At 54.1% G+C, this 13109-nt stretch carries 11 protein-coding genes; 6 read left to right on the top strand and 5 right to left on the bottom strand.

Going from position 1 to position 13109, the window contains the following annotated elements; all coding sequences use genetic code 11:
• Nucleotides 1–127 precede the first annotated feature (127 nt).
• The 5 genes from aceF to IEW52_RS03995 form a co-directional block, all read right to left on the bottom strand.
• Entirely contained in the window at nucleotides 128–2026 is a 1899-nt protein-coding gene (gene aceF / locus IEW52_RS04015; protein WP_188628788.1) for a pyruvate dehydrogenase complex dihydrolipoyllysine-residue acetyltransferase, read from the bottom strand.
• Nucleotides 2027–2036: 10 nt separating this feature from the next.
• Nucleotides 2037–4697 (bottom strand): pyruvate dehydrogenase (acetyl-transferring), homodimeric type, encoded by a 2661-nt coding sequence (gene aceE, locus IEW52_RS04010; protein ID WP_188628787.1) that lies wholly within the window; start codon nucleotides 4695–4697, stop codon nucleotides 2037–2039.
• A gap of 60 nt (nucleotides 4698–4757) precedes the next feature.
• Nucleotides 4758–5519 (bottom strand): pyruvate dehydrogenase complex transcriptional repressor PdhR, encoded by a 762-nt coding sequence (gene pdhR, locus IEW52_RS04005; RefSeq protein WP_188628786.1) that lies wholly within the window; start codon nucleotides 5517–5519, stop codon nucleotides 4758–4760.
• Nucleotides 5520–5793: 274 nt separating this feature from the next.
• Nucleotides 5794–6636, bottom strand: a complete 843-nt coding sequence (gene nadC / locus IEW52_RS04000; RefSeq protein ID WP_229667783.1) for a carboxylating nicotinate-nucleotide diphosphorylase — start codon at nucleotides 6634–6636, stop codon at nucleotides 5794–5796.
• A 98-nt stretch (nucleotides 6637–6734) separates the two neighbouring features.
• The gene (locus IEW52_RS03995; protein WP_188628784.1) at nucleotides 6735–7238 is read right to left on the bottom strand and encodes a retropepsin-like aspartic protease family protein; all 504 of its coding nucleotides are present in this window, start codon (nucleotides 7236–7238) and stop codon (nucleotides 6735–6737) included.
• 78 nt (nucleotides 7239–7316) lie between these two features.
• Here IEW52_RS03995 and ampD point away from each other — a divergent pair, with 78 nt between their 5' ends.
• The 6 genes from ampD to coaE all read left to right on the top strand — a co-directional run bounded on the left by ampD (nucleotide 7317) and on the right by coaE (nucleotide 13063).
• Nucleotides 7317–7865, top strand: a complete 549-nt coding sequence (gene ampD, locus IEW52_RS03990; protein WP_188628783.1) for a 1,6-anhydro-N-acetylmuramyl-L-alanine amidase AmpD — start codon at nucleotides 7317–7319, stop codon at nucleotides 7863–7865.
• Between the two features lie 270 nt (nucleotides 7866–8135).
• Nucleotides 8136–8567 carry a pilin gene (locus IEW52_RS03985; RefSeq protein ID WP_188628782.1) on the top strand — a complete coding sequence of 144 codons (432 nt, stop codon included), beginning with the start codon at nucleotides 8136–8138 and terminating at the stop codon, nucleotides 8565–8567.
• 3 nt (nucleotides 8568–8570) lie between these two features.
• On the top strand, nucleotides 8571–10292 hold the full coding sequence (gene pilB, locus IEW52_RS03980; RefSeq protein ID WP_188628781.1) for a type IV-A pilus assembly ATPase PilB: 1722 nt from the start codon (nucleotides 8571–8573) through the stop codon (nucleotides 10290–10292).
• Between the two features lie 32 nt (nucleotides 10293–10324).
• Complete coding sequence (locus IEW52_RS03975; RefSeq protein WP_188628780.1) at nucleotides 10325–11539, top strand: type II secretion system F family protein; 1215 nt, start codon at nucleotides 10325–10327, stop codon at nucleotides 11537–11539.
• Between the two features lie 58 nt (nucleotides 11540–11597).
• Nucleotides 11598–12464 (top strand): prepilin peptidase, encoded by an 867-nt coding sequence (locus tag IEW52_RS03970; RefSeq protein ID WP_188628779.1) that lies wholly within the window; start codon nucleotides 11598–11600, stop codon nucleotides 12462–12464.
• Nucleotides 12461–13063 (top strand): dephospho-CoA kinase, encoded by a 603-nt coding sequence (gene coaE / locus IEW52_RS03965; RefSeq protein WP_188628778.1) that lies wholly within the window; start codon nucleotides 12461–12463, stop codon nucleotides 13061–13063. Before IEW52_RS03970 ends, coaE begins: the two co-directional genes overlap by 4 nt.
• The last annotated feature ends 46 nt before the right edge of the window (nucleotides 13064–13109 follow it).

Raw genomic sequence — 13109 nt, 5'->3', positions numbered from 1 at the left:
GCCCCGTTCAAGCAATGGCTGCGAAAGCCTAGACTCAATACGGCCACAACAAATGAAACGAGCTAAAGTTTACTGTTCTGTTATAGAAAAGAAAGTAAAAAGGCAGGCAAATGCCTGCCTTGTCACATTAAAGGGCTAAACGACGAAGGTCGCTTAACACACCACTCATCATGGTGATGAAACGAGCACCATCGGCGCCGTCAATCACACGGTGGTCATAAGACAGAGCCAGCGGCTGCATCAGGCGCGGTTCGAACTCTTTACCGTTCCACACCGGCTTGATGCTGGACTTGGACACACCCAGAATGGCCACTTCCGGCGCATTCACGATTGGCGTGAACTGAGTACCACCAATGCCGCCCAGAGACGAGATGGTGAAGCAGCCACCCTGCATGTCGGCCGCGGTCAGCTTGCCGTCACGGGCTTTCTTGGAGATTTCGCCCAGTTCCAGCGCCAGCTCGCGAATGCCTTTCTTGTTCACATCGCGTACCACGGGTACCACCAGACCGTTTGGCGTATCAACCGCCACACCGATGTGGATGTACTTCTTCATGATCAAAGACTGCTCGTCTTGTGACAGTGAAGAACAGAACTTGGGATAGGCTTCCAGCGCCTTGGCAGCAGCCTTCATGATGAAGATCAGCGGGGAGATCTTGTAACCCAGCTTCTGCTTCTCGGCAATGGCATTTTCCTGCTTGCGGAAGTCTTCCAGCTCAGTGATATCGGTTTCATCAAACTGCGTCACGTGTGGGATTTTCACCCAGTTGCGGTGCAGGTTAGGACCGGAAATCTTCTGGATGCGCGTCATTGCCACTTCTTCAACTTCACCAAACTTGGCGAAGTCTACTTTTGGCCATGCCAGCACGGCCATGCCGCCGCCCGCTACTGCAACACCGGCAGGTTGGCTAGCAACTTGCTTGATGATGCCTTTAACGTAGCTCTGCACGTCTTCTTTCAGAATACGGCTCTTGGGACCGGTAGCGGCAACCTTGGACAGGTCAACACCAAACTCGCGGGCCAGACGACGTACCACAGGCGTGGCGTGCACGTAGGCGTTGTTCTCGACGAACTCGGCCTTGGCAGCAGGCGCCGCTGTAGGAGCGGCTTTAGGGGCTTCTGCTTTCGGTGCTTCAGCCTTGGCTGGTGCAGCAGCTTTAGGTGCTTCACTTGTTGCCGGTGAACCAGCCACTTCAAATACCATCACCAGAGATCCGGTATTCACCTTGTCGCCAACGGCAATCTTGATTTCTTTTACCACACCGGCGAACGGTGCTGGCACTTCCATTGACGCCTTGTCACCTTCCACATTCAGAATGGACTGTTCGGCTTCAACGGTATCGCCTACCGCAACCATGATTTCGGTGACTTCAACTTCGTCACCGCCAATGTCGGGGACGTTCACGTCTTTGGCTTGCGGTGCAGCAGACGCTGCTGGTGCAGCGGCTTCTGGAGCAGACGCAGCAGGTGCGGCTGCGGGCGCGGCTTCACCCGCCACTTCGAAGACCATGATCAGTGAGCCGGTGTTGACCTTGTCGCCAACGGTTACTTTGATCTCGACCACTTTACCGCCAAAGGGAGACGGGATTTCCATAGAAGCCTTGTCGCCTTCTACGCTGATCAGCGTCTGCTCTTCGGTCACGGTATCGCCAACGGCGACGTTGATTTCGGTTACTTCAACTTCGTCGTCACCGATATCGGGTACTTGTACTTCTTTGCGGGCCGCACTGGCAGGTGCCGCGGCGGCAGCAGGAGCTTCAGCAGCGGGGGCTGACTCTGCTGGGGCGGCAGCGCCGCCCTCTGCTTCGAATACCATGATCAGTGAACCTGTGTTAATCGAGTCACCCACGGCAATCTTGATTTCTTTAACCACACCCGCACTTGGGGCAGGTATTTCCATGGAGGCCTTGTCGCCTTCCACGGTCAGCAGTGACTGTTCTGCTTCAACACGGTCGCCAACGGCCACCATGATCTCGGTCACTTCTACCTCGTCTGCGCCGATATCTGGCACCAGAATATCTTTAGACATGTATTACCCCTTATGCGTACAGCGGGTTGATCTTGTCGGCGTCGATGCCGTATTTAACTATGGCGTCGGCTACTACTTGCTTGTCCAGCGTACCTTGCTTGGCCAGTTCGGTCAGTGCAGCAATCACCACATAGTGCTTGTTGACTTCGAAGTGACGACGCAGGTTTTCACGGCTGTCGGAACGACCGAAACCATCGGTACCCAGTACCTTGTAGCTGGCAGACGGCATGAAGGCACGAACCTGGTCGGCATAGTTCTTCATGTAGTCGGTCGCTGCAATGGCAGGCGCCTCACCCATTACCTGGGCGATGTAAGGTACACGTGGCTCTTCGGTTGGGTGCAGCATGTTCCAGCGCTCGCAGTCCTGACCGTCACGGGTCAGTTCGTTGAACGAAGGCACACTGAATACGTCAGAACCGATACCGTACTCTTCAGACAGTATCTTGGCCGCTTCACGCACGTCGTTCAGAATGGTACCGGAGCCCATCAGCTGAACCTGGCCCTTGTCACCGGCAACGGTATCCAGCTTGTAGATACCCTTGCGGATACCTTCTTCGGCACCTTCTGGCATCGCAGGCTGATGATAGTTTTCGTTCAGCGTGGTCAGGTAGTAGTAGATGTTCTCAGGGTTTTCGCCGTACATGCGACGCAGACCGTCCTGCACGATAACCGCTACTTCGTATACGTAGGTTGGATCGTAGGTAATACAGTTCGGGATCACGTTGGCCTGAATGTGGCTGTGGCCATCTTCGTGCTGCAGACCTTCGCCGTTCAGGGTAGTACGGCCAGAAGTACCGCCGATCATGAAGCCGCGAGCCTGTTGGTCACCTGCCGCCCAGCACAAGTCGCCCACCCGCTGGAAACCGAACATCGAGTAATAGATGTAGAACGGAATCATCGGGAAGTCGTTGGTGCTGTACGAGGTAGCCGCGGCCAGCCAGGAGGAAGTTGCGCCCAGCTCGTTGATACCTTCTTGCAGTACCTGGCCTTTAACGTCTTCTTTGTAGTAAGCAACCTGCTCACGGTCTTGCGGAGTATAAGTCTGACCGTTAGGGCTGTAGATACCAATCTGGCGGAACAGGCCTTCCATACCGAAGGTACGGGCTTCATCGGCCAGAATCGGTACGATGCGCTCACCAATGGACTTGTTCTTGAGCATGATGTTCAGCGCACGAACGAAGGCCATGGTGGTGGACACTTCACGCTTCTGCTCTTCGAGCAGCGGCTGGAACTCGGACAGCTCGGGGATTTGCAGCTTGTCGGTAGTCTGTTCCAGACGAGTCGGTACATAGCCTTTCAGCGCCTGACGGCGGGCATGCAGGTATTCGTGCTCGCGAGTACCTTCCTTGATTTCGATGTAAGGCAGGTTTGGCAGCTCTTCGTCGCTCACTTCGATGTTGAAGCGGTCACGGAAGTGCTTGAGCGAAGACATGTCCATCTTCTTGACCTGGTGGGCAATGTTCTTGCCTTCGGCCGCGTCACCCATGCCGTAACCCTTGATGGTCTTGGCCAGAATAACGGTTGGCTTGCCTTTGGTGTCGGCGGCATTTTTGTATGCTGCATACATCTTGGCAGGATCGTGACCACCACGGTTGAGGGCGAAGATTTCTTCGTCGGACATGTCCTTGACCAGTTCCAGGGTCTCGGGATATTTGCCGAAGAAGTGCTCGCGCACATAGGCACCGTCTTTGGACTTGAAGGTCTGGTAATCACCATCAACGGTTTCGTTCATCAGTTGAACCAGCTTGCCGCTCTTGTCTTTGGCGATCAGCTCGTCCCAACGACGACCCCAGATAACCTTGACTACGTTCCAGCCAGCGCCGTTGAAGACACCGTCCAGCTCGTCGATGATCTTGCCGTTACCGATAACGGGGCCATCCAGACGCTGCAGGTTACAGTTGATAACGAAGCACAGGTTGTCCAGCTTCTCGCGGGCAGCGATGGTAATCGCGCCTTTGGATTCTGGCTCATCCATTTCACCGTCGCCCAGGTAGGCGTATACACGCTGCTCGGAACAGTCTTTCAGGCCACGGTTGGTCAGGTACTTGAGGAAACGTGCCTGATAGATAGCATTGATTGGACCCAGCCCCATGGAAACGGTCGGGAACTGCCAGAAGTCGGGCATCAATTTAGGATGCGGGTAAGAAGGAATACCCTTGCCGTCTACTTCCTGGCGGAACATGTCCAGCTGGGCAGCAGTCAAACGACCTTCGGCAAATGCACGGGCATAGATACCGGGAGAGATATGGCCCTGGAAGAACACCAGATCGCCGCCGTCTTTTTCGTTACGGGCGCGATAGAAGTGGTTGAACGCCACTTCGTACATGGTGGCACTGGAAGAGAAGGAAGACATGTGTCCGCCCAGATCCAGGTCTTTCTTGGAACCGCGCAGAACGATCATCACTGAGTTCCAGCGGATAATAGCGCGAATACGACGTTCCAGATCCCAGTTACCCGGGTACTCAGGCTCGTCTTCAGACTTGATGCTGTTGACGTAGTCTGCGTGGGCATTTCTGGCCACAGCCACACCGGACTTGATGGCTTTAGTGGTGAGACGCTCGTAAATATACTGAGCGCGCTCAGGTCCTTCTTGACGGATCAACGACTCAAGGGCGTCTAACCACTCTTGAGTTTCTATTGAATCCACATCGTTGTTCAGGATATCAGACATGGCTGTTTCCTATCTCGTTTGGGGCACCTGCCCATGGGTTTCGTCATTGCCGAAGGCATGTTATTCCTGCTCTCGATTGCGACGTAAAGAGCGTTGAATACGACTTTCTTCACGCTGAATGTCGAGCAGAGTTTCTTCAATAAAGGCCAAGTGCTCATGACAAGCATCCCTGGCCTTTTCCGGCTCGCGAGACAATATGCTTTGGATCAGATTGGCGCGATGTACGCGAATCTTCTCCACCATACCGGCGCGCCGGTTTAAAATTTTGATATTGCGCAAGATACTGGATTCCAGCATCGGCTGAATGGCCCGCAACAGGTGTAACAACACCACGTTGTGCGCCGCCGCGGCCACCGCGATATAAAACTCGGCGGCGGCCTTGGCCTCGGCGGGCAAATCGCCCAGCTCTTGAGCCTGCACTATGGCCTGTTGCGCTGCCCGGATAGTATCGAAGTCGGCTTCGTTGCCACGCATGGCGGCGTAAAACGCGGAGATACCTTCCATGGTATGGCGAAACTCCAGCAAGTCGTATTGCGACTCGGGATGTTCTGCCAACAGCTGAAACAAGGGGTCAGCCAACCCTTTGGTCAGGGCATTTTGCACATAGGTGCCACCACCCTGACGTCGAGATACCAGTCCTCTGGCCTCCAGCAGCTGAATCGCCTCTCGTACCGACGGGCGCGATACCGCGTACTGTTCGGCAAGCTCACGCTCCGGCCGTAATCTCTGGCCGGGTTGCAGGCTGCCTTCCACTATCATCTGCTCGATTTTTGCAGCGATAGTATCGGCGAGTTTGGGCTGTTTAATCCGCTGGTTCGACATTGAATCCGATTTAATATTGGTAAGACCAATTAACACTGTTAAAAAAAGGTATCAGAGCGGAGATAAAATGTCCAATAAATTAATCCGGATTGCACACAATAGGCGGCAAAGTAATCATCAACGAACCGCCAGCACCTAACGCTAGACCAAAGCTCGAAAAATACCAGAAAATTGATTGGTCAGACCAAAAAAAACAGGGGGATTAGGGATTAGGGATTAAGGGGTTAGCTTGGCTTGTTGCCATTCCCTGCTCCTCAACCCCTGCTCCCCGCGGTCAGGCCTGAACCCGCAACGACAGGTCCAGTGCCTGCACGTGCTTGGTGAGCGCACCTACCGAAATGAAGTCCACACCGGTGGCGGCGTAATCGGCTATGGTCTCTATCGTCACGTTACCGGACACCTCCAGCCGGGCACGACCGGCGCTGGTGGCTACCGCGGTGCGCATGTCGTCGGTACTGAAGTTATCGAGCATGATGATATCGGCGCCGGCATCAAGCGCCAGCTGCAACTCGGCCAGTGACTCCACTTCCACTTCAACCGACTTTTCCGGTTGCAGTCGGCGAGCTTCGGCGACCGCCTTGTCGATACCACCACAGGCAAAGATGTGGTTTTCTTTGATCAAATAGGCGTCATACAGCCCCAGGCGATGATTGTGGCCCCCCCCACAGGTCACGGCGTACTTCAGGGCCTGGCGCAAGCCAGGTAGCGTTTTACGGGTATCCAGCAGACGGCACCGGGTTCCGGCCAGTTTATCCGCATAGTGGCGAGTAACGCTGGCAACGGCAGAGAGGGTCTGAATAAAATTAAGCGCGGTGCGCTCGCCGGTCATGATGGCGCGGGCCGGACCAGACAGCGTTAACAAACGTTGATTGGCCACTATGGCATCACCGTCGGCCACCAGCCATTCAAGCGCTACCTCACCCCCCAGTTGCAGAAAAGTTTCTTCTGCAAAGGCGCGACCACAAAAAATGCCGTCTTCCCGAGTAATTAAGTGGGCCACCACCTGTTGTTGCTCTGGCAACAGCTGGGCCGTAATGTCGCGAGCAGGGTCCAGGGTTCCACCCAGATCTTCGCTAAGCGCGGCGGTCACATTAAAACGGATTTCTTGTTCCAGCAAAGCATTCAGCATGTTATTCAGCCTGTTATCCAACTTTTCGATGTCGTGTCTGTTTCATTCAACTTTTTTGCATTCACGTGCTACACATACAGCCGTGATTATCGTCTTATTGTCATCTGGTCGCCCCGCTGAATCAGTTCAAACTGGCGCAGGGCATTCATGCCCAGCAGGATTTCACTGCTATCGGCAGGCATGATCACCGCTTCCAGATCGTACAAGGTGAACGGACCCAAAGACAGACTTTTTACCCGGGTGCGATAACCGGTTACCGCGCCTGCTGCGGTATGCAACTGCAGCGGCTGGCCCGCCACCAGGTGCAAGCGGGCAGCCATGGCCTGAGGAATGGCAACCTGAGACGCGCCGGTATCCAGCAAAAACACCACCGGCTCCTCGTTAAGCTCGCCACTAACCAGATAATGCCCCTGACGATTTTGTTTAAGCACAATCGTTTGTGCATCCAGACGTTGAACCTGTTGATTGGGATTATGATCCTGAACCAGTTTTTGCTGAAAGTACCAAGTCAGTAGTGCCAGCGCCAGCCCCCAGGCCAGGATCCACATAATTCGCCCCAAACGCCGCTGCGTATTGGCTTCGCGACTCATGTCATTACCTCCGATGCTTGCCCCTGCGATACCAAGGCTTTTAGTATACCGACAAGCCTCTCTATTTTATGTGCCAATATGACCCAACCTTTGACTATGAATGCAGACTGCTGGCTGACTCCGGCTCGCCACTGCCCTTCGCCTCATCATGACGAGCGGCCAGCAGATGAGGTGTCGCTGCTGGTGGTGCACAGCATCAGCTTGCCACCGGCACGCTACGGTGGCCCCTACATAGATCAGTTGTTTCTGGGCAAGCTGAACCCGGACGACGATCCCTACTTTGCCGGTATTTATCAATTGCGCGTGTCGGCCCATTGCCTGATCCGCCGCGATGGCGAGCTGGTGCAATATGTGCCTTTCAACAAGCGCGCCTGGCATGCGGGCCAGTCTGATTTTAATGGCCGAGAGCGCTGTAACGATTTTGCCATCGGCATTGAGCTTGAAGGCACGGATACCGACCATTTTACCGCAGCACAGTATCAACAGCTTACCGAGCTCACCCGATTATTGCAGGCGCAGTTTCCCGCCATCACCACAGAGCGTATTGTTGGCCACAGCGACATAGCTCCCGGGCGAAAAACCGACCCGGGCAGCGGATTTGACTGGGCTTTTCTTGAACGACTTTAACCCCTGCGGGCAGCGTTAAGCCGTCAGCGTTAAGCGATCAGTTAAAGATATACACTAAACCCTGTAGCCCAGCCCTTAGGGCTGGTGCTGCGGAGCAGGCTCGTTTTGTCTTATTACTTAACTTACGGCTTACCGCTTTGCTTCCCCCTCACTCTTCACCACTCCGAAGGTCAATTATTAGCCAGGCCCGTTAATCCTTGCTATAGGTTACACAGCAACAACACTCTTATTGGCATCTGCCAGCTCTGCTTTGTTAGTCAGGATGACATTATGAAGAAGCTAGGTATTACTCGCCCTAACAGTGGCTTTACACTTGTTGAATTGATGATAGTGGTTGCCATTGTGGCTATTCTGGCCGCCGTCGCCCTTCCCTCCTACCAAACCTACACCCAGCGCGCCAGATTTACCGAGGTGATCGCCGCCACCGGCCCCGCCAAAACCGCCATCGAGATTTGCGTGCAAACCGGTGGGTCAAACTGTGCTGCTGCAGCAACCACTGCTAGTGCCGTTGATTTAGTTCAAACAGATATTGTGGACAGCGTAGAAGTGACGAGAGCTGATGGTGATAATGAATCCTGGACCATTATCACCACTGGCACCGACGTTGTTAAAAAGAATACTTTTATCATGGTGGGCACCGCCGAAAACGGCCGTGTGAGTTGGGCAACAGGCGGCACTTGTGTCGATGCCGGCCTCTGTTGAGCCATGACCATAAGCACCCCACACAGCGGCCTGGCCAGAAGTCTGCTGCAATCATCACTAATTGAGACACAGCGGCTGGAGCTGGCCATCACCCAGGCCCGGCAGGAAAATAAACCGCTGAGCAGCATACTCGTAGAGCGTCAGTTGCTCACCAGCCATGAACTGGCGCAATTTTGCATGAAGCAATATGGCCTGACCCTACTCGATTTAAACGAAGTCACACCCGACTCGCTGCCGCCGCAATATCTCAGCATGGATCTTGTGGAGCGGCATCATGCTTTACCTGTCTGTCTGCAAGACAACATTCTGTATCTGGCCATGGCAGACCCTACCAATGTTGCGGCGCTGGAGGACTTCAGTTTTCGCTTTAATGTGGTCACCGATGCCAGATTGGTGGAAGAATCCAAACTGTCGCTGTTACTCGGCAAATTGCACCATGGCAGCACCAGCCTGCATATGGATCAAGTTGCAAACAGCGATATGGTTGACCTGGAGTTGACAGAAAAAACAATTGAAGACAATGCGGCAATCAGCAGCCAGGATGATGACGTCCCCATAGTGCGCTATATCCATAACGTACTGCTGGAAGCCGTGCGCCGCCAGGCCTCGGATGTGCATTTTGAACCTTATGAGCGCTTCTACCGTATTCGCTTTCGCATAGACGGCATGCTGCACGACATTACCTCGCCGCCTATTGGCCTGGCCAACCGTTTTGCCGCCAGGATCAAGGTCATGGCACAACTCGATATTGCCGAGCGGCGGTTGCCGCAAGATGGCCGCATCAAGCTCAAGTTGACGCCAAACAAATCGATAGACATGCGGGTGAGCAGCCTGCCGATTCAAAATGGCGAAAAAATCGTGCTGCGGCTGCTCGACGGCGCCGCCATCAAGCTGGACATCGACCAGCTTGGCCTTGAGCAGCAACAAAAACAGCTTTATCTGAATGCGCTTGCGCAATCACAGGGCATGATACTGGTAACGGGCCCCACCGGCTCGGGAAAGACCGTCTCGCTTTATACCGGTTTGAGCATTCTGAATAAGGTGACTACCAACATATCCACCGCCGAAGATCCGGTGGAGATCATCATGCCGGGCATCAATCAGGTGCAAATCCACCCCAAGGCCGGACTGAGCTTTGCCTGCGCACTACGTGCCTTTCTGCGACAGGACCCCGACATTATCATGGTGGGCGAAATTCGCGATCTGGAAACCGCCCAAATGGCCGTCAAGGCAGCACAAACCGGCCATTTGGTGCTCTCCACCCTGCATACCAACTCGGCAGCAGAGACCTTGACCCGGCTCGGCAATATGGGGCTGGCCACCTACAATATTGCCTCTTCGATCAGCTTGATCATTGCTCAGCGGCTGGCGAGAAAGCTGTGCCCACACTGCAAGGTGACAGAGTCATTAACGGCTCAACAGCTTTTGCTGCAAGGGCTTGCCCCCGATACACAAATTTATAAAGCCGTTGGCTGTGACCTGTGCAACGACGGCTACAAGGGCCGTACCGGCATTTATGAAGTGCTGCCCATGAGCCATATCCTGGCCGATTTGATTATCAGCGGCGCCGACTCGTTAACACTGGGCCGGGCAGCAATACAATCGGGCATGATCAGCTTGCGCCAGGCAGTACTGAACAAGGTATGCGAGGGCGAGGTCAGCCTGGCAGAAGCAAATCGTATTACCACAGCAGACAATCACGCACAGCCTAATGATGAAAGATAACATCAGTCTCCAGCTTGAACGAGGTGGACATAATGGGGGTAAAATACCGGCTATATCAATGGCAGGGCATTAACAAAAAAGGACAGAAAGTGAGCGGTTCTATGCAGGAAACCAGCCTGCTGGCCGTTAAATACCAGCTGCAACGCCAAGGTATACAGCCGCTTCGCGTACGTCGTCAACGAGAGAGTCTGATAACCCAATATAACAACAGGATCGGCTCGGCGGACATAGCGATCATGACCCGCCAAATTGCCACCATGCTCGGCGCCGGCGTTCCTTTATTACAAAGCCTGCGTCTAATTGCCCGCTCTGCACAAAAGACCAGCGTCAACCAGCTCATCACCAGCCTGGCCAGTGAGGTCGAAAACGGCACCCCCTTGTCGGACGCCCTCAAGAAATTTCCCCACCAATTTAGCGAGCTCTATTGCGAGCTGGTGCGTTCGGGCGAACAAACCGGTGCGTTAGAGCATATTTTTGAACAGATAGCGGTTCATCGGGAAAAAGCCGAAAAGCTCAAATCGACCATTAAAAAAGCCCTGTTCTACCCGATCATGGTGATCCTGGTTGCCGGTATCGTCGTCGCCATTTTACTGTTGTTCGTGATCCCCCAGTTTGAAGAAGTATTCGCCGGCTTTGGCGCTCCTTTACCTCTGTTTACCCAATGGGTCATTGGCTTGTCTCGTGGCTTGCTGAATAACTGGCTGAGCATACTCGCTGGTATTATGTTGATTGTGTTTGTTTATCGACGCCTCTGGCGCCACTCATCCCGAGTGCGCTGGGCGAGCGATCGCCTGTTACTCAGATTACCCGTCATAGGGAGCATATTGCGCAAGGCCGCCCTGACCGGCTTTTCCCGCACCCTGGCAACCACCTTTGCCGCCGGGATCCCTCTGGTTGACGGACTGGCGTCTGCAGCCGGCGCCAGCGGTAATCGCATTTATCGCCACGCGATACTTCAGGTGCGTACCGATGTGATTGCCGGTCTGCCCATGAACATGGCACTGCGTGCCAACCATCTATTCCCGGATATGGTGATACAAATGGTCGCCATAGGCGAAGAAAGCGGCGCCATAGACAGCATGATGAACAAGGCCGCCAATATTTACGAACGCGAAGTGGATGACGCCATCAATGGCCTGACCAGCCTGATCGAGCCGCTGATGATGCTGGTGCTGGGTATTTTGGTTGGCGGCCTGGTCATAGCCATGTATCTTCCCATCTTTGACCTGGGCAACGTTATTCGTTAACGGGTTGCCTGCGCTGAATAATGTCGGCTTTTTCGGGCTCAACTCACAAGGAATCTAAATGGCTACCCTAAGCCAATGGCTAACCACCAACCAAGTGTCACTGTATGTGATCGTTATTTTACTGGGCCTTTTGATTGGCAGTTTCTTGAACGTCGTGATCCATAGACTGCCACTGATGTTACAGCGCGAGTGGCAGCAGGAATGTGCGGAGCTTAACGGAGCAAGCACAGCAACAGAGCCTACCTTTAATTTGTGCACACCCCGCTCTCGGTGCCCACATTGTCAGCAGCAATTAAGCGCGCTGGATAATATTCCGTTATTGAGCTGGCTGTTTCTCAGGGGGCGTTGCCGCTACTGCAAAGCCGGCATATCTAAACGTTACCCGCTAATAGAATTAAGCGCTGCCGCCTTGTCGGCTTTCGCCATCTGGCGTTTTGGCGCCAGCCCGCAACTTTTGGCCGCACTCATATTCAGCTGGGCCTTGTTGTGCATGACGATGATCGACATCGATCATCTGCTGCTGCCCGATAACCTGACATTGCCACTGCTCTGGCTGGGGCTATTGCTCAATATCGATACGCTGTTTGTGTCGTTGCAGGACGCGGTGCTGGGAGCCGCCATTGGTTACGGCGTGCTATGGAGCCTATATTGGGTATTTAAACTCGCCACCGGCAAGGAAGGCATGGGTTATGGAGATTTCAAGTTATTGGCCGCCCTTGGAGCCTGGTTTGGCTGGCAGGCCGTACTGCCCATACTACTGTTATCTTCTGTGGCAGGCTCGATACTCGGTTTGAGCTTGATGGCGAGTAAACGCCTGAGTGCCGAACGTGCCCTGCCCTTTGGCCCGGCATTGGCCTTGGCCGGCTGGATATATTTGATTTGGGGCCAGCAATTAACAAGCTGGTATTGGAGCGTGGCATTATGACATTTATCGTAGGGTTAACCGGCGGCATTGGCAGTGGTAAAAGCACGGTCGCCAACTGGTTTGGTGAACAAGGCGTGACAGTAGTAGATGCCGATATCATAGCCCGCGAGGTGGTGGCGGTGGGCGAGCCGGTACTGGACGCCATTGTCGCTTATTTTGGCCCGGAAGTGCTTGCCGAAGACGGCAGTCTCAATCGCAGTGAACTGCGCCAGCGAATTTTTGAAAACCCCGCCTATCGCCATTGGCTGGAAGCCTTGCTGCATCCATTGATCCGTGAGCGAATGATAACCGCCTGTCAGTTGGCAGACTCGGCCTACTGCTTGTTGGTGGTGCCCTTGCTGGTAGAAAACAAGCTCACCGATTTATGCGATCGGATACTGGTGGTGGATGTGGCGCCCGAGCAGCAAATTGCCCGTACCATGCAGCGTGACCAGGCCGACGAAACGCAGGTCAAGGCAATTATGGCCAGCCAGGCCAGCCGAGAACAGCGCCTGGCTGCGGCCGATGATGTGATTGACAATAACGGTCACGACCGTGGCCGGGTGAAAGCCGCCGTGGCGCAGTTACATGAACAGTATCTGGCACTGGCTAGCCAGTAAAGAGTTAGAAGTAAAATGTGAGGAGTAAAATCCGCGTCTGTAAATC

The sequence above is a fragment of the Oceanisphaera marina genome, from assembly GCF_014643915.1.
Taxonomy (GTDB): domain Bacteria; phylum Pseudomonadota; class Gammaproteobacteria; order Enterobacterales; family Aeromonadaceae; genus Oceanimonas; species Oceanimonas marina.
The sequence above is the reverse complement of the archived record's forward strand: the minus strand, read 5'-3'. Positions and strand labels throughout refer to the sequence as shown.

Excerpts from the sequence above, each read along its gene's own strand:
- aceF (WP_188628788.1), bottom strand. The coding sequence starts at position 2,026 with ATGTCTAAAGATATTCTGGTGCCAGATATCGGCGCAGACGAGGTAGAA.
- aceE (WP_188628787.1), bottom strand. The coding sequence starts at position 4,697 with ATGTCTGATATCCTGAACAACGATGTGGATTCAATAGAAACTCAAGAG.
- pdhR (WP_188628786.1), bottom strand. The coding sequence starts at position 5,519 with ATGTCGAACCAGCGGATTAAACAGCCCAAACTCGCCGATACTATCGCT.
- IEW52_RS03995 (WP_188628784.1), bottom strand. The coding sequence starts at position 7,238 with ATGAGTCGCGAAGCCAATACGCAGCGGCGTTTGGGGCGAATTATGTGG.
- ampD (WP_188628783.1), top strand. The coding sequence starts at position 7,317 with ATGACCCAACCTTTGACTATGAATGCAGACTGCTGGCTGACTCCGGCT.
- IEW52_RS03985 (WP_188628782.1), top strand. The coding sequence starts at position 8,136 with ATGAAGAAGCTAGGTATTACTCGCCCTAACAGTGGCTTTACACTTGTT.
- pilB (WP_188628781.1), top strand. The coding sequence starts at position 8,571 with ATGACCATAAGCACCCCACACAGCGGCCTGGCCAGAAGTCTGCTGCAA.
- IEW52_RS03975 (WP_188628780.1), top strand. The coding sequence starts at position 10,325 with ATGGGGGTAAAATACCGGCTATATCAATGGCAGGGCATTAACAAAAAA.
- IEW52_RS03970 (WP_188628779.1), top strand. The coding sequence starts at position 11,598 with ATGGCTACCCTAAGCCAATGGCTAACCACCAACCAAGTGTCACTGTAT.
- coaE (WP_188628778.1), top strand. The coding sequence starts at position 12,461 with ATGACATTTATCGTAGGGTTAACCGGCGGCATTGGCAGTGGTAAAAGC.